The organism is Skermanella rosea (assembly GCF_016806835.2).
Taxonomy (GTDB): Bacteria; Pseudomonadota; Alphaproteobacteria; order Azospirillales; family Azospirillaceae; genus Skermanella; species Skermanella rosea.
In genome coordinates, this window is the sequence record NZ_CP086111.1 from 1,776,995 (window position 1) to 1,793,640 (window position 16,646).

A 16,646-nucleotide genomic window follows, 5' to 3' on the forward strand; every position below is an offset into this window, starting at 1 on the left:
TCAGCGCCCCAGATAGACTTCGATGACGCGATGGTCGGCCTGCACGGTGTCGATCGACCCTTCGGCCAGGACCGACCCCTCGTGCAGCACCGTCACCTTGGCGCCCAGCGCCCGGACGAACTCCATGTCGTGCTCGACCACCACGATGGAGCGTTCCCGCGCGATGTCGAGCAGCAGGCGGGCGGTCGTCTCGGTCTCGTGGTCGGTCATGCCGGCGACCGGCTCGTCCAGCAGCAGGAGTTGGCCCTCCTGCATCAGGAGCATGCCGATCTCCAGCCATTGCTTCTGGCCGTGGCTGAGCGCGCCGGCCTTCTCCGTCCGCCGGTCGCCCAGCCCGATCACCCCCAGGATCTCGTCGATCCGGCGGGCCTGCTGCCCGGTCAGGTGGAAGAACAGGGTGGCGAAGGTACCCCGGTCGGTCTTGAGCGCCAGCTCCAGATTCTCGAACACGGTCAGGTGCTCGAACACCGTCGGCTTCTGGAACTTGCGGCCGATGCCCAGGTTGGCGATCGCGGCTTCGTCCAGCCTTGTCAGGTCGACATTGCCGTTGAACAGCACGTCGCCGGTGTTCGGCTTGGTCTTGCCGGTGATGACGTCCATCATGGTCGTCTTGCCGGCGCCGTTCGGGCCGATGATGGTGCGCATCTCGCCCTTGTCGATGACCAGGCTCAGGCTGTTCAGCGCCTTGAACCCGTCGAAGCTGACCGAGACGCCGTCCAGGTACAGGATGGACCCGGCCGGCTGGCGGACGGTGCGAACCGGCGTCGCCTCGACCGGCAGGGCCAGTTCAGCGGCGTCAGGCGCCGTGCTTGCTCGCAGCATTGCCGCCGATCTCCTTGGATGCCGAAGTGGATTTGAGGGCGATCCTGTCCCTGAGCTGGCCCGCCAGCCCGACGATTCCGCGCGGCAGGAACAGGGTGCAGACGATGAAGAGGGCGCCCAGGAAGAACAGCCAGAACTCCGGCGCCGCGCCGGTGAAGAAGCTCTTGGCGCCGTTGACCGTGAAGGCGCCGAGGATCGCGCCGAACAGCGTGCCGCGCCCGCCGACCGCGACCCAGACCGCGATCTCGATCGAGTTGCCGGGCGAGAACTCCGACGGGTTGATGATGCCGACCTGCGGCACGTATAGCGCTCCGGCGACGCCGGCCAGCATGGCCGACACGGTGAACACGAACAGCTTGGCGTTGGTCACCGAATAGCCCAGGAAGCGCACCCGGCTCTCCGCGTCGCGGATCGCCATCAGGACCCGGCCCAGCTTGGACGTGACGATGAAGCGGCTGATCAGATAACCCAGCGCCAGCACCAGGGCGGAGGCGACGTACAGCCCGATCCGGGTGCCCTGGTCCTGGATGTTGTAGCCCAGGATCTCCTTGAAGTCGGTCAGGCCGTTGTTGCCGCCGAAGCCCATCTCGTTGCGGAAGAAGGCCAGCATCAGGGCGAACACCATCGCCTGGGTGATGATCGAGAAATAGACGCCGGTGATCCGGGACCGGAAGGTCAGCCAGCCCAGCGCGAAGGCCAGCAGGCCCGGCACCGCCATCACCATCAGCATGGCGAACCAGAACTGGTCGAAGCCCCACCAGTACCAGGGCAGCTCGCTCCAGTTCAGGAACACCATGAAGTCGGGAAGCTCGGCATTGCCGTAGACGCCGCGGTCCCCGATCTGGCGCATCAGGTACATGCCCATGCAGTAGCCGCCGAGCGCGAAGAACGCGCCGTGGCCCAGGCTGAGCGCCCCGGCATAGCCCCAGATCAGGTCCAGGCTGAGAGCGAGCAGGGCGAAGCACAGGTACTTGCCGAGCAGGCTCAGCATGTATGTGGGAACGTGGAACGGGCTTTCCGGCGGCAAGGCCAGGTTCAGCACCGGCACCAGCACGACGGTGAGCGCCAGGAGGATCAGGAAGACCTGCCAGCCGCGGCGGGATTCCAGGGTCGCGAGACGCGACATCAGCAGCATGGCTTCAGGCCTCCGCGGCGCGGCCCTTGAGCGCGAACAGGCCGCGCGGGCGTTTCTGGATGAACAATATGATGAAGACCAGGATCAGGATCTTGCCGAGCATGGCGCCGGCATAGGGTTCCAGGAACTTGTTGAAGATGCCCAGCGTCATGGCGCCGGCCAGCACGCCCCACAGGCTGCCGACCCCGCCGAACACGACCACCATGAAGCTGTCCACGATGTAGCCCTGGCCCAGGTTGGGGCTGACGTTGCCGATCTGGCTGAGCGCCACCCCCGCGACCCCGGCGATGCCGGAGCCGAGGCCGAAGGTCAGGGCGTCGACCCAGCCGGTGCGGATGCCCATGGCCGACGCCATGTTCCGGTTCTGCGTCACCGCGCGCATCTGCAGGCCGAACGGGGTGTAGCGCAGCAGCGCCGCCAGTCCCGCCAGGACCGCGATGGCGAACAGGATGATCGCGATGCGGTTGTAGGTCAGCACCATCCCGGGCATTGCTTCCCAGGCCCCCGTCATCCAGCCCGGGTTGGAGACCTCCTTGTTGGGCGCGCCGAAGATCGCCCGGACCGCCTGCTGGAGCATCAGGCTGATGCCCCAGGTCGCCAGCAGCGTCTCCAGCGGCCGCCCGTACAGGAAGCGGATGATGCCGCGCTCCATCACGACGCCGACGGCGCCTGCGACCAGGAAGGCGGCCGGGATCGACAGGATCAGGTAAAGGCCGAAGAAATCGGCGGGAATCCACTCGCGGAAAAGCTGCTGCACCACCACGGTGGTGTAGGCCCCAAGCATGATCATCTCGCCGTGGGCCATGTTGATCACGCCCATCACGCCGAAGGTGATGGCGAGGCCGATCGCGGCCAGCAGCAGGACCGAGCCCAGGCTGATCCCCTGGAACAGGTTGAGCGCCAGTTCGGTCATGGCGAGGCGGCTGTCGATCCGGGCCAGCAGATCGGCCGCGGCGGCGCGCACCCGGGCGTCCGGTTCGGCGAAGCTGCCGTCGGGGTTGACGGCGGCCAGCGGGGTCACCAGCGCGCGCACTTCGGGAGTCAGCCGCTGGGACAGGTCATTGACCGCCACCAGCCGCTCCGCCGGGTCGAGGCTGCCCAGGCTCATCTTGGCGAAGGTCAGCGCCATGGCGGCGCGAACGTCCTCGACCGTCTCGCGGGCCAGCGCCTCGCGGAGCAGCGCCGCGGCCTCGGGCGTGCGGTCCTTGGCCATGGTCTCGGCGGCAGCGAGCCGCTTGGCCGGATCGGGGTTGTTGATCTGGAGCCGGCCGATGGCGCCGGCCAGCGCGGTGCGCAGCGCGTTGTTCACGTTGATGCGGGTCAGGTCGCGGCTCGGCGCGGTTCCCAGGGCCTCGCCGGTGACGGCGTCGGTCAGGGCGATGTCGCGCCCGGCGCCACCGATCACCAGCCGGCCGTCGTCCTTGCGGGTATAGAGGCGGTTGTCGGACATCGCCTGGAGGACCGGCGTAGCGCGGTCGTCGCCCAGCCGCGCCAGCGCTTCGATGGCGGCGACCTTCTCGGCGAAGCCCGGAGCCGCCAGCCCCGCGACGGCGTCGCCATAGTCGTCGGCCCAGGCGGACGAGGCGGCGAACGCGCCGAGCGTGATGCCGAGAGCGGCGGGTCCGCAAACCACCAGGGCGGCCAGCATGACGGCATGAAGGCCGCGCAGAACCCGGGCGGCCGTCGCAAGGCATGAATTCAGGATGGTCAAGGAGCTTTCCCCCGGCGTGCGGCCTGCTAAGGGCCAGATGGCCTCCCTCCGGAACGGGTCCGGAGGAAGGCCACGAGACGGGCTGTTACTTGGCGTAGGCGCTGAACTTGGGGTCGGTGCAGTTGCCGCAGACCCAGGGGAAGGTCCAGTCGGCCGTCAGCTTGGCGGACTCGGGGATGTAGGGGCTCCAGGCGGCGCCCTTGATCGCCTCGTCGGTCTGCGACACGATCGAGAACTGTCCGTCGGCCTGGATCTCGCCGATCATCACCGGCTTGGACAGGTGATGGTTGGTGTTCATCACGACGTCGTAGCCGCTGGGGCTGCGCACCTTCTGGCCGTACATGGCCTGGCGGACGGCGTTCACGTCCGTGGTGCCGGCCTGCAGGACGGCCTGGGTCCACATCTTGAAGCCGATATAGTGGGCTTCCATCGGGTCGTTGGTGACGCGCTTCTCGTTCTTGGTGAAGGCGTGCCACTGCTTGATGAAGGCGGCGTTCTCCGGCGTGTCCACCGACATGAAATAGTTCCAGGCGGCGAGGTGGCCGACCAGGTTGGAGGTGTCGATGCCGGCCAGTTCCTCCTCGCCGACCGAGAAGGCGACCACCGGGATGTCGGTCGCCTTGATGCCCTGGTTGGCCAGCTCCTTATAGAACGGCACGTTGGCGTCGCCGTTGATGGTCGAGACGACGGCGGTCTTCTTGCCGGCCGAAGCGAACTTCTTGATGTCGGCCACGATCGTCTGCCAGTCGGAATGGCCGAACGGCGTGTAGTTGATCATGATGTCGTCCTTGGCGACACCCTTGGAGATCAGGTAGGCCTCGAGGATCTTGTTGGTCGTCCGCGGATAGACGTAGTCGGTGCCGGCCAGGACCCAGCGCTTGACCTCGCCGCCTTCGGGACCCATCAGGTACTCGACCGCCGGGATCGCCTGCTGGTTCGGCGCGGCCCCGGTGTAGAACACGTTGCGCGAGGACTCCTCGCCCTCGTACTGGACGGGATAGAACAGCAGCCCGTTCTTTTCCTCGAAGACCGGGAGCACTGACTTGCGGCTGACCGAGGTCCAGCAGCCGAACACGGCCGCGACCTTGTCCTTCTCGATCAGCTCCCGCGCCTTCTCGGCGAACAGCGGCCAGTTGGACGCGGGGTCGACCACCACGGCCTCGACCGGCCGGCCCAGCAGGCCGCCCTTCTTGTTGAGGTCGTCCACCATCATCATGATGGTGTCCTTCAGCGTCGTCTCGCTGATCGCCATCGTGCCCGACAGGGAATGGAGCACGCCGACCTTGATGGGTTCCGCCGCCTGGGCCACCCCGGCAAGCAGTGCCGAAACCGCGACGGCGCAGCCCAGCGCCGCAGACTTGATGCCGCTTTTGAACAGTCCCATGCTCTCGCCTCTAACTTTTTCGTGTTTAAAGCCCGGCGGGGGAAGAGCAAATTCGGGGCCAGAGGGGCAAAAGCGGGACACAGGACGGCATTGCTCGCCTGTCGGGGCCTACGACGAAGGGAGTGCTTCCTTGTGATGCCTAAGATCTAGGCGCAAGATGAAAAGAGCGGCAGGAAACACCGCCTTTATGCAATGCGCGTTCGCTATCGAAGCCGAAGCGGCGCGCCGGCGAAAGATTCGGTCTTCCGCCGCCGCGCCGGCCGGTCATGCCGTCAGCCGTTCGACGGCGCGCTGGAGATGTCCTGGACCGTCTGCCCGACGACATCGTCGTCGTTGGTGCGGGCCGCCAAGTCACCCAGCGAGACGATGCCCACCAAGCGCTTGTCGCTGTTCAGCACGGGCAGGCGGCGGATGTCGTTCTCCGCCATCAGCTCCGCGGCCTCGCTGCTGTCCTGGTCCTCCATGCAATAGACCAGGTTTTCCGACATGGCCTCGCGGACGCGGACGACCTTGGGGTCATGCCCTTCCGCCACGGCGCGGATGGTGATGTCCCGGTCGGTCAGCGTGCCGACCAGGCGGTCGTCCTGCCCGACCGGCAGGAAACCGGTATCGACATCGCGCATTTTTTGGGCGGCGTCGCGAAGCAGCGTATCCGGATGGACGAGTTCGACTTCCGTGGTCATGATGTCCCGGATCTTCATCGTCATCTCCCTTCAGGCTAGACACCTTGTTGTCTGCCGAAAACCGGGCACGAAAACGGAAAGTTCCCCCGGGTCCGCCCGGGTCATTCGACTTCGTGATAGGTCCCACCAAGGCCACAGGAACTTTCCCCGGGGCATTCCGTTGCACACCTGACGGTCCAGGTCGACTTTCCGATCGGGCGGACAGACCGCGGCATTCGAACCGCGAAGACCACTCCCGACTCCCCGAGAGACCACGCCGTTGCCTCAGTTCCAATGATGGAAGGGGTTGCGCATGCACCACTGGCTGTTGTGGAGCCGGTTCGTCGCCTTGAACATGGTCGGCGTCGCCGGGCTGTTTCTCGTCTGGGTCAATGGGTGGGTCGATCGCGTGCTGGTGGCGGACAGCAGCCGGATCAGCGTGCTCATCTTCCTGCTCTTCGTCGTCGGCCTCGTGGCCAGCGCCTGGCGCATCAACAAGGTGACGCAGGAACTCGACAACCTGCGGACCGGCAACACCCCGACCTCCGAAGGCGGGCGTCTCGCGACGTATCGGCGGGCCCTGGAGACCGGCGGCGCCAGCGCCACGCGCGCGCTCGAACTGCGGCTCTTCTCCCGCATCGCCTTCATCAGGCACATCGCCAACGCCCTCGTGCTGCTGGGGCTGGTCGGCACGGTGGTCGGCTTCATCATGGCCCTGGGGCAGGTGAACGCGGCCAACGCCAGCGACGTCAACGCCATCGGCGGCATCGTCGGCACCCTGATCGAGGGCATGGGCGTGGCGCTTTACACGACCCTGGTCGGTTCCGTCCTAAATCTTTGGCTGGCGGCGAACTACCAGCTCCTGGCCACGGGCACGGCGAACCTCGCCGCCGCGTTGATTGACGCCGGCCATGCATGACCCATGGGATCCCGGAGACGACAGCGGAACAGTATTCCGGGACGTCATCCTGCTGGCCCTGGCGGGCTTCATGTTCGTCACCGTGCTGCTGCTGCCCCACATCAACCCCAAGGGCAAGGAGTCGGAAGGTTCGACCGATCCGCCCGGCAACGTGATCGTCGAGCTGCGCTGGGACGACAAGCTGCGCACCGACGTCGACCTGTGGGTCCAGGCCCCCGGCGACGTCCCCGTGGGATACTCCAACAAGAGCGGCCTGATCTTCAACCTGCTGCGCGACGACCTGGGCAGCCACGCGGACCCGACGGAAGTCAATTTCGAGACGTCGTTCAGCCGGGGCATTCCACCGGGCGAGTATACCGTGAATGTCCACCTGTTCCGAAATCTGGAAAACACGTACCCTATCAACGTGCGGGTCGTGGTGCGGGTCAAATCCGACAACGAGGCCGGTGCGCGGCCCATCGCGGCTACTACGGTAAGGCTTGATCGCGAAGGTCAGGAACTGACCGCCTTCCGGTTCCGTTTGACTGAAAAAGGCGAACTCGTGCCTAACAGCCTGAACAGCGTCTTCAAACCGCTGCGTTCGGCCAAGACATTTTAAATAAAAGAGGCTTGCTTGAGACGCTGAACCGACATCCGACTTCGTCAGGAACCCGCCATGGAAAACTTGACCTACCTGTTCGTCTTCGTCGCTGCCGTCAGTCTGATGCTTGTCTTGGTAGCGCTGCGCTGGACCCGCTCACGGCTCGCAAGGGCATTGATCCTGGCCCTGTTCGCCCTGCTTCTGCCCGCGGCCTATGCAGCTCCGGCGTCCCTGCTGGGGCGGGCCAAGCCGGTCAGCCTCGAGTGGCTCGGCGCCCATGTCAAGGAAGCCTCCATCCTCAGCGCCTCCTACGTGGAGGGCGAGGCGATCTACCTGACGCTCCAGTGGGCGCAGGTTCCCAACCTATACCGCATCCCGTGGGACCGCGACACGGCGGAACAGCTCCAGCAGGCCATGCGGGACGCCCAGCGCGACGGCAGCACGGCGATGATGCGCCTGCCGTTCGAACCGAGCTGGGACAGGAACGAACCGCGCTTCTACGCGCTGCCCCAGCCCAAGATGCAGGAAAAGCAGGAGCCCGGCGGTGGTGGAGGGGGGATCGAGTACCAGCGTCCCGGCCAGGCGGCATGACCCGACGCTCTCCATCGGCATAATCCGATGCTGTGCATCCTCCGGATGCGTGCTAGGCTGATCCGGTTAGGACCGGCAACCAGCGTCGTTCGATATCATGCAGATGGATTATGAGAGCGCCGCGGAGGCACCTCCGCTCACTCGCCGAACGCTCGTCGGGTTGATGGATCTCGCCGCCTATGCCATGGGAGCGCCGACGGCCGTGCTGTGCCTCGATGGCGCCGGATCGATCTCCGTCGCCGCCTGTTTAGGCATCCCCGACGACAGGGCGGAGGCGCTGGCGCCGGACCTGGCGGCGCTCAGCGACCGCCTGGACGCCTCCGGCCTGCTGGTCGGGCCGCTGCCGCTTGGCGGCAGTCCTGCCGCGGGCCTCCAGGTCCTGGCGGGTGCCGCCGTCGCCGGACCCGGAGGGGAGAAGTTGGGCAACCTCTGGCTTTGCGGGCCCGCCGGCAAGTCGGATCCGGACCGGCGGCAAACCGAGAGCCTGCGGAGGATCGCCGGGCTGATCGGCACGGAGATCGCGGAACAGGTCGCCATGGACGGTCGGCTGGCGGCCGCCAGGGCGGAAGCGGAACGGGCGACGCGGGCCAAGTCGCGTTTCCTGTCCGCGGCCAACCACGACCTGCGCCAGCCCTACCAGGCCATCCACCTGTTCCTTCACCTGCTGCAGACCAAGCTTTCCGACCCGGGCCAGCAGTCGCTGGTCACCCGAATCCAGGAAGCGGTGCAGTCGGGCGAGACGCTGCTGACCTCGCTGCTGGAATTGTCCACGCTGGATGCCGGGACCGTGCGGCCGGCCGTCGGCAGGGTCTCCGTGGGCGAGACGCTGGAGCGGATGATCCGGGAGTTCGAGGCGCCGGCCCTGGCCAAGGGATTGCGCCTGCGCTACGTGCCGTGCACGGCCACCGTCGTCACCGATACCGTGCTGCTGGAGCGGATGCTCAAGCATCTGATCGGCAACGCCGTCCGCTTCACGACCAGGGGCAGCATCCTGATCGGCTGCCGCCGGCGCGGCGGCCGCCTGCGGATCGAGGTCTGGGATACCGGCCCCGGCATTCCGGAGGACAGGCAGGCCGCCGTTTTCGAGGAGTTCGTCCAGATCGCCGGCGTGGGACCGCGCGACCGGGGGCGGGGACTCGGCCTGGGGCTGGCGATCGTGGAGCGGACCGCGCGGCTGCTCGGCCATGGCATCGAAGTCCGGTCGATCGTGGGGAAGGGATCCGTCTTCGCCCTCTCGATGCGCATCGCGAAAGACGTCGCCGAACAGCCGGTGCCGGATCGGATCTCGGTCCTGGTCCTGGGCGACGACCCCGTCCAGGTGACCGCGCTGCGGGTCATGCTGGAAAGCTGGAACTGTTCGGTCGCGACGGTCGCGGCACCGGAAACCGGCGCCGTCTCTCCGGATCTCGTGATCGCCGAGCTTCGGCCGGAGGGAGGCGGCAGCGGCCTGGAGGCGGTCGACGCCGTGCGCCGGCGTTCGGGACGGTCGGTCCCCGGCGTCCTGATCTCCGGCGAGGGCGGGGCCGAGCGCGTGAAGCTGCTGGGAGGCGCCGACATTTCCGTTCTGCTGAGGCCGTTCGGCCCGGACCACCTGAAGAACGTCCTGGAAGCCGCCCTGATGCGCCCGGTCGGGCCGCGGTGATCAATTACGTGTGAAACAATCCATTAACATTGACAGTCACTCTCCCGGTCGGGCTATTCTGAGGGCCATGACATCTCGGCGCCGGTAGTCGCGCTTGAAAGAGCTGTCCGAAGAAAAGACGCTTACAGGAGGCTTATAATGCATCAAGCACTGCGCGGAGCAGCCCTCGGGTTGGCTCTCGCGGCGGGCTTCGCTTCACCGCTCGCGGCAAAAACTCTGGTTTATTGCTCCGAAGGGAGCCCAGAGGGTTTTAATCCTGCGTTTTTCACCGCGGGCACGACATTTGATGCGACGTCTCGCCAGGTCTTCGACAAGCTCGTCCATTTCGAGCGCGGCACGACCAAGATCGTTCCCGGCCTGGCCGAGTCCTGGGAGGTGTCGGAAGAGGGGCTCGAGTACACCTTCAAGCTCCGGAAGGGCGTGAAGTTCCACACGTCGAAGTCGTTCAAGCCGACCCGCGACTTCAATGCCCAGGACGTGGTCTTCTCGTTCGAGCGCCAGTGGAAGTCCGACCACCCCTACCATACGGTGTCCGGCGGCGCGTACGAGTATTTCAACAGCATGGACATGCCCAAGCTGCTGAAGAGCATCGAGGCGGTGGACGACTATACGGTCAAGTTCACCCTCAACGAGCCGGAAGCGCCGTTCCTCGCCAACCTCGCGATGGATTTCGCCTCCATCCAGTCCGCCGAGTACGCCGACCAGATGGCGAAGGCCGGCACCCAGACCAAGGTCGACCAGGAGCCGGTCGGCACCGGCCCCTTCCAGTTCGTGGGATACCAGAAGGACGCCGTCATCCGCTATCGGGCCAACCCCGACTACTGGGCGGGCAAGGCGCCGATCGACACGCTGGTCTTCTCGATCACGCCCGACGCCTCGGTCCGCTACGCCAAGCTCAAGGCCGGCGAGTGCCACGTCATGGCCTACCCGAACCCGGCCGACCTCGCCGCCATGAAGACCGATCCGGCGATCAACCTGATGTCGCAGGAAGGCCTGAACGTCGGCTATCTCGCCTTCAACACCGAGAAGGAGCCCTTCACCAACGTCAAGGTGCGGCAGGCGCTGAGCATGGCGGTCAACAAGGACGCCATCATCGAGGCGGTCTACCAGGGCGCCGGCAAGAAGGCCAAGAACCCGATCCCGCCGACCATCTGGTCGTACAACGACGCGGTGGAGGACACCAGGTTCGATCCGGAGGCGGCGCGCAAGCTGCTGGCCGAGGCAGGATTCCCCAACGGTTTCGAGACCGACCTGTGGGCCATGCCGGTGCAGCGGCCATACAACCCCAATGCCCGCCGCATGGCAGAGATGGTCCAGGCCGACTGGGCCAAGATCGGCGTCAAGGTCAAGATCGTCAGCTACGAGTGGGGCGAGTATCTCCGCCGCACCAAGGACGGCGAGCACCAGACCATGCTGATGGGCTGGACCGGCGACAACGGCGACCCCGACAACTTCCTGTACGTCCTGCTGGGCTGCGAGGCGGTCGGCAGCGCCAACCGCGCCCGCTTCTGCCACCAGCCGTTCAACGAGCTGCTGATCAAGGCCAAGCGGACGCCCGACGTCGCGGAGCGCACGAAGTTCTATGAACAGGCCCAGGTCGTGTTCAAGGAGCAGGCGCCGTGGGTGACCGTCGCCCACTCCGTCGTCTTCGAGCCGATCCGCAAGGAAGTCCAGAACTACAAGATCGATCCGTTCGGCGGCCACATCTTCTACGGCGTGGACCTGAACTAGACCCGATCGGAAGCTGAAGACCCCCCTGTCCGCCGGGCAGGGGGTGATCTCGCTTTTCCGCAGACATAAAGCTGACCATGTTCCGATTCATCCTGACCCGGTTCAGCCTGATCATTCCGACCTTCATCGGCGTGACCCTGCTGACCTTCGCGCTGATCCGGCTGGTCCCGGGCGACCCGGTCGAGCTGATGGCCGGCGAGCGCGGCATCTCCCCCGAGCGCCATGCCGAGTTGCGGGCCGCCATGGGCCTGGACAAGCCCCTGATGGTCCAGTACGGCACCTACATCGCCGACGTGGTGCGCGGCGACCTCGGCCAGTCGGTCGTGACCCGTACGCCCGTGCTCGACGAGTTCCTGACCCTGTTCCCGGCGACCATCGAGCTGTCGGTCTGCGCGATCCTGTTCGCCATGATCATCGGCCTGCCCCTGGGCATCCTCGCGGCGGTCAAGCGCGGATCCGTGTTCGACCACAGCCTGATGGGAATCAGCCTGACCGGCTATTCCATGCCGATCTTCTGGTGGGCGCTGCTGCTGATCCTGCTGTTCTCGGTCAACCTGGGCTGGACGCCGGTGTCCGGACGCATCTCCGTGATGTACTGGGTGGAGCCGGTGACCGGCTTCCTGCTGATCGACAGCCTGCTGTCGGAGGAGGAGGGCGCCTTCGCCTCGGCCCTGTCGCACCTGATCCTGCCCGCCGTCGTGCTGGGCACGATCCCGCTCGCGGTGATCGCGCGCATGACGCGGTCGTCGATGCTGGAAGTGCTGGGAGAGGACTATATCCGCACGGCGCGGGCCAAGGGCCTGGCGCCGTTCCGGGTGATCGCCCAGCACGCCCTTCGGAACGCGCTGATTCCCGTGGTGACCGTCATCGGCCTCCAGGTCGGCGTGCTGTTCGCCGGCGCGATCCTGACCGAGACCATCTTCGCCTGGCCGGGCATCGGCAAGTGGCTGATCGAATCCGTGGCGAGGCGCGACTATCCCGTGCTTCAGGGCGGCGTGCTGCTGGTGGCCGCCGTGATCATGATCGTCAACCTGCTGGTCGACCTGACCTACGGCATCCTCAATCCGCGCATCCGCCACGGGGGGCACTGAGCCATGACCGTAGAGACCCAGATCGACGCGGCGGCACCCCCCGCGGCTCCGCGGCCACCGTCCCAGCTCTCCGAGTTCTGGCACTATTTCGCCCAGAACAAGGGCGCGGTCGCCGGGCTGGCGGTGATCGTCATCGTGACGCTGGCGGCCCTGCTGGCCGACCTGATCGCCCCCCATTCGCCGATCGCCCAGTACCGCGATGCCATTCTCCAGCCGCCGCTCTGGGCGGAGGGCGGATCGTGGCGGTTCCCCATGGGGACCGACGACGTCGGCCGTGACATCCTGTCCCGGATCATCTATGGCGCCCGGCTGTCGCTGCTGATCGGCGTCATCGTGGTGACCCTGTCGCTGGCGGTCGGGGTGATGCTGGGGCTGATCGCCGGCTTCGCCCGCGGCGTCACCGACATCGCGATCATGCGGCTGTGCGACATCATGCTGGCGCTGCCGTCGCTTCTGCTCGCCATCGTCATCGTCGCGATCCTGGGACCCAGCCTGACCAACGCGATGATCGCGATCTCGCTGGTCGTCCTGCCGCACTATACCCGCCTGACCCGCGCCGCCGTCATCACCGAGCTGTCGAAGGACTATGTCGTTGCCAGCAAGGTCAGCGGCGCCGGCGTGTTCCGGCAGATGTTCATCACGGTGCTGCCGAACTGCACGGCGCCGCTGATCGTGCAGGCCACGCTGGGCTTCTCGACCGCGATCCTGGACGCGGCGGCGCTGGGCTTCCTCGGCCTCGGCGCGCAGCCGCCGACGCCGGAATGGGGGACCATGCTGGCCTCGGCCCGCGAGTTCGTCAGCCGCGCCTGGTGGGTGGTCACGTTCCCCGGCCTCGCCATCCTGATCACGGTGCTGGCCTTCAATCTGCTGGGCGATGGGCTGCGCGACGCCCTCGACCCGAAACTGAAGCGATAAGGGCACTCAATGCCTCTGCTCGATATCCGCAACCTGTCCGTCGAGTTCTCGACCCGCGCCGGCACGTTCCGGGCGGTCGACGGAATCGACCTGACGGTGGACGAGGGCGAAGTCCTCGGCATCGTCGGCGAGTCCGGCTCCGGCAAGAGCGTCACCTCGCTGGCCGTCATGGGCCTGATCGCCAACAACGGCCGCGTCGTCGCCGACAAGATGGAGTTCGACGGCCGGGACCTCCGCACCCTGACCGAACGCCAGCGGCGCAAGCTGACCGGCAAGGACGTGGCCATGGTCTTCCAGGAGCCCATGACCAGCCTCAACCCGTGCTTCACCGTCGGCTTCCAGATCATGGAGAGCCTGAAGGTCCACGAGAACATGGGGCGCGCCGAACGCAAGCGCCGAACGATCGAACTGCTGGAACAGGTCGGCATCCCGGCGCCGGAAAGCCGGCTGTCGTCCTTTCCCCACCAGCTTTCCGGCGGCATGAACCAGCGGGTGATGATCGCCATGGCGATCGCCTGCAACCCGCGCCTGCTGATCGCCGACGAGCCGACCACCGCGCTGGACGTGACGATCCAGAAGCAGATCCTGGACCTGCTGCTCGATCTCCAGAAGGACCGCGGCATGGCGCTGATCCTGATCACCCACGACATGGGCGTGGTCGCCGAGACGGCGCAGCGGGTCTCGGTGATGTATGCCGGCCAAGTGGTGGAGAACCGCTCGGCCCGCGACCTCTTCACCCATCCGCAGCATCCCTATACCGGGGCGCTGCTCGACGCGCTGCCGGAGCGGGCGATCGGCAAGCGGCGGCTGCCGACCATTCCCGGCGTGGTGCCCGGCATCGCCGATCGGCCGCGCGGCTGCCTGTTCAATCCGCGCTGCGCCTTCGTCCAGGAGAAGTGCCGCACCCATGCGGTGCCGCTGTTCCCGGACGAGAGCGGGACCGCCCGCTGCTTCTATCCGCTCCAGGTGACCGGCGGGGTGGCGGCATGACCGCGGCCCCGATCACGCCGGACTGGCCGGCGGCCCGCGCGCGGCGCGAGACCGTGCTGGACGCCGTGGACCTGAAGAAGCATTACCGGCTGAAGCGCGGCCTGTTCCGCGCCGACGCCACGGTCAAGGCGGTGGACGGGGTCTCCTTCGCGCTCCAGACCGGCCGCACCCTGGCGGTGGTCGGCGAGTCCGGCTGCGGCAAGTCCACGCTGGCCCGCATGGTGACCCTGATCGATCCGCCGACGTCGGGCCAGCTCAAGTTCGACGGCAGCGACGTGACCGGCGTGAGCCGGGCGGAGGCCAAGGCGCTGCGCCGCAAGGTGCAGATGGTGTTCCAGAATCCCTACGGCTCGCTGAACCCGCGCAAGCGCATCGGCACGATCCTGGAGGAACCGCTGGTCATCAACACCGACCTGGGCCGGGCGGAGCGGCGCGAGCGGGCCTCCGCCATGATGGCGAAGGTGGGGCTTCGGCCAGACCAGTACGACCGTTATCCCCACATGTTCTCCGGCGGACAGCGCCAGCGCATCGCCATCGCGCGGGCGCTGATGCTGAACCCGCGGGTGGTGGTGGCGGACGAGCCGGTATCGGCGCTCGACGTGTCGATCCAGGCGCAGGTGCTCAACCTGATGATGGACCTTCAGGAGGAACTGGACCTCGCCTACCTGTTCATCAGCCACGACCTGAGCGTGGTGCGGCACATCGCCGACGACGTGATGGTGATGTATCTGGGCCGCCCGGTCGAGCACGGGCCGAAGGAAACCGTCTTCGCCCACCCGCGCCACCCCTACACGCGGGCCCTGATGGCGGCCACGCCGCGCGTCAACCCGGCGCTCCGCCAGGATATCCCGCCGCCCTCCGGCGAGCTGCCGTCGCCGATCAACCCGCCGTCGGGCTGCCCCTACCATAAGCGCTGCCCGCACATGACCCAGCGCTGCGCCGACGAGGTGCCGGCCCTCCGGGAAGTCGACGGCCGCCGGGTGGCCTGCCACTACGCCGAGCAGATGGAGTAGGAGGCGCAGGAAATCGAACCAGCTTCGGAGTCGGATCCGAGGCTGGCTTCCTGATCCAGACCCGCCGTTCGAACAGGCCCAAGGCGCCGGTCGATCTCACGGGTGACCGTGCGGTGCATGGACGAATCCGGCGAGGGCTTGCCGCGGAAGCCGTCCTTGGTCATGCTCGGCTCAAACGGGCCGGAGAGTGACATGCCGACGATGGGCGCTTCAGCGCTGCAAGATCTGGGATTCGCTGAAGATCTGGATGAGCGGATAGACGTGGCCCACCAAGCAGGCTGCCTTCCCAACGTGCATGGGATTGTCGCCGCGCGCGGCGGACGCATCGTCTGCGAACGCTACTGGCCCGGCCTCGACGATGCCCGACGCCGTATTGATCGACCAGTTTCCCGAATTCCCGGACCTTGCCGGTGACCCGGAACGCCGGGCGCTGAGGGTCGAGCACGCCTTGACCATGACGCTCGGCCTTGAGTGGGATGAGCTGTCATTGTCCTGCGCCGACCCGCGCAACAGCGAGATCGCCATGGACCGAGCCGCCGACCGCCACCGCTTCGTGCTGGAGCGGCCGGTCATCCATTCCCCGGGCGAGTGCTGGAGGTACAATGGGGGTGCCACGGCACTGCTGGCGCGGCTCATCGTCAAGGGAACAGGTCGTTCCCTGCCGGACTTCGCCCGCGAAGCGCTGTTCGAACCGTTGGGCATCGGCCGAGCCGAGTGGCACCGCAGCGCGTCCGGAGAGGTTTTCGCCGCGTCCGGACTGCGATTGACCCTCGGTGACCTGGTTCGGATCGGCGTGACGGTCCTCGACGGCGGTCGCTGGCAGGAGCGCGTGGTCGTTCCGAAGGAATGGCTGAACTCCTCGTTCCGGCCCGCCGTCGGCCTGCCGGACGGCCGGCGCTACGGCTATCACTGGTATCTGGGCGCCGTTCCCATGGACGACGGCGCCGGTGGGATACGGTGGGAGGAGATGGTCAATGCCATCGGTTACGGCGGACAGCGCCTATTCCTGTTGCCACGATTGGATCTGGTGGTGGCCGTCTTCGCCGGCAACTACGGCACCTCCGACCAGTGGCTCCCGCCGATGACCGTCCTCCGTGACATAGTGCTGCCGGCGATGCGCGTTCCCTGATCCTTCCTGCTCAACGGAGACCATCAGCTCCTCGAAGATGCTCCGGCTGCGAACAGGTGGCCCCGGGGCAGCAGCTTAAGCTTTGGGTCCTATTCGGCCACCGGGGCATGAATGACCTCCATCGCCGCGTGGCGCTGAAGCGGCCTCATAGATCCAAGTTCCCCCGGATCGTCTCGGGACCGATGAACCGTACCCTCTCCGTGGCCCGTGCCCGAATCCGGTTCGCACGGAACTAAAACCGACTGCCGATCCGGCTTTTAATGCGGGCATCCGCCCAACACCCTGAAGTATCAATATGTTGATGTACAATTGTATGCGTATGTTATTCCGA

At 66.6% G+C, this 16,646-nt stretch carries 16 protein-coding genes; 10 read left to right on the plus strand and 6 right to left on the minus strand.

Translation table 11 applies throughout. The annotated features are described in order from the left end of the window. The 5 genes from urtD to JL101_RS08185 form a co-directional block, all read right to left on the minus strand. Complete coding sequence (gene urtD / locus JL101_RS08165) at positions 1-822, minus strand: urea ABC transporter ATP-binding protein UrtD (RefSeq protein WP_203099204.1); 822 nt, start codon at positions 820-822, stop codon at positions 1-3. After that, positions 797-1,957, minus strand: coding sequence for an urea ABC transporter permease subunit UrtC (gene urtC, locus JL101_RS08170; protein ID WP_203099203.1), 1,161 nt, complete (start codon positions 1,955-1,957; stop codon positions 797-799). Before urtC ends, urtD begins: the two co-directional genes overlap by 26 nt. 4 nt (positions 1,958-1,961) lie before the next feature. Continuing rightward, positions 1,962-3,668 (minus strand): urea ABC transporter permease subunit UrtB, encoded by a 1,707-nt coding sequence (urtB, locus tag JL101_RS08175; protein ID WP_228435351.1) that lies wholly within the window; start codon positions 3,666-3,668, stop codon positions 1,962-1,964. Between the two features lie 85 nt (positions 3,669-3,753). Beyond that, positions 3,754-5,052, minus strand: coding sequence for an urea ABC transporter substrate-binding protein (urtA, locus tag JL101_RS08180; RefSeq protein WP_203099202.1), 1,299 nt, complete (start codon positions 5,050-5,052; stop codon positions 3,754-3,756). Positions 5,053-5,324: 272 nt separating this feature from the next. Then, positions 5,325-5,753: a CBS domain-containing protein gene (locus JL101_RS08185; protein ID WP_203099201.1), complete on the minus strand. Its 429-nt coding sequence runs from the start codon at positions 5,751-5,753 to the stop codon at positions 5,325-5,327. A 274-nt stretch (positions 5,754-6,027) separates the two neighbouring features. On the opposite strand from JL101_RS08185, the gene JL101_RS08190 reads away from it, so the two are divergent. The 9 genes from JL101_RS08190 (at position 6,028) to JL101_RS08230 (ending at position 15,186) form a co-directional block, all read left to right on the plus strand. Then, on the plus strand, positions 6,028-6,633 hold the full coding sequence (locus tag JL101_RS08190; RefSeq protein ID WP_228435352.1) for a MotA/TolQ/ExbB proton channel family protein: 606 nt from the start codon (positions 6,028-6,030) through the stop codon (positions 6,631-6,633). Positions 6,634-6,703: 70 nt separating this feature from the next. Then, on the plus strand, positions 6,704-7,231 hold the full coding sequence (locus JL101_RS08195) for a hypothetical protein (RefSeq protein ID WP_228435353.1): 528 nt from the start codon (positions 6,704-6,706) through the stop codon (positions 7,229-7,231). A 57-nt stretch (positions 7,232-7,288) separates the two neighbouring features. Beyond that, positions 7,289-7,804, plus strand: coding sequence for a hypothetical protein (locus JL101_RS08200; RefSeq protein ID WP_203099200.1), 516 nt, complete (start codon positions 7,289-7,291; stop codon positions 7,802-7,804). Positions 7,805-7,901: 97 nt separating this feature from the next. Then, on the plus strand, positions 7,902-9,446 hold the full coding sequence (locus JL101_RS08205; protein ID WP_203099199.1) for a sensor histidine kinase: 1,545 nt from the start codon (positions 7,902-7,904) through the stop codon (positions 9,444-9,446). 138 nt (positions 9,447-9,584) lie between these two features. Then, positions 9,585-11,177, plus strand: coding sequence for an ABC transporter substrate-binding protein (locus JL101_RS08210; RefSeq protein ID WP_203099198.1), 1,593 nt, complete (start codon positions 9,585-9,587; stop codon positions 11,175-11,177). Between the two features lie 77 nt (positions 11,178-11,254). Further along, positions 11,255-12,268, plus strand: a complete 1,014-nt coding sequence (locus tag JL101_RS08215) for an ABC transporter permease subunit (protein ID WP_203099197.1) — start codon at positions 11,255-11,257, stop codon at positions 12,266-12,268. Positions 12,269-12,271: 3 nt separating this feature from the next. Then, positions 12,272-13,183 (plus strand): dipeptide ABC transporter permease DppC, encoded by a 912-nt coding sequence (gene dppC / locus JL101_RS08220; protein WP_203099196.1) that lies wholly within the window; start codon positions 12,272-12,274, stop codon positions 13,181-13,183. 9 nt (positions 13,184-13,192) lie between these two features. Further along, positions 13,193-14,173, plus strand: a complete 981-nt coding sequence (locus JL101_RS08225; protein WP_203099195.1) for an ABC transporter ATP-binding protein — start codon at positions 13,193-13,195, stop codon at positions 14,171-14,173. Beyond that, complete coding sequence (locus JL101_RS08230) at positions 14,170-15,186, plus strand: peptide ABC transporter ATP-binding protein (protein WP_203099194.1); 1,017 nt, start codon at positions 14,170-14,172, stop codon at positions 15,184-15,186. The genes JL101_RS08225 and JL101_RS08230 overlap by 4 nt, the downstream gene beginning before the upstream one ends. Here the strand turns inward: JL101_RS08230 and JL101_RS08235 are convergent. Further along, positions 15,165-15,350, minus strand: a complete 186-nt coding sequence (locus JL101_RS08235) for a hypothetical protein (protein WP_203099193.1) — start codon at positions 15,348-15,350, stop codon at positions 15,165-15,167. The genes JL101_RS08230 and JL101_RS08235 overlap by 22 nt on opposite strands. 194 nt (positions 15,351-15,544) lie before the next feature. Here JL101_RS08235 and JL101_RS08240 point away from each other — a divergent pair, with 194 nt between their 5' ends. Beyond that, the gene (locus JL101_RS08240) at positions 15,545-16,315 is read left to right on the plus strand and encodes a serine hydrolase domain-containing protein (protein WP_203099192.1); all 771 of its coding nucleotides are present in this window, start codon (positions 15,545-15,547) and stop codon (positions 16,313-16,315) included. Positions 16,316-16,646 lie beyond the last annotated feature (331 nt).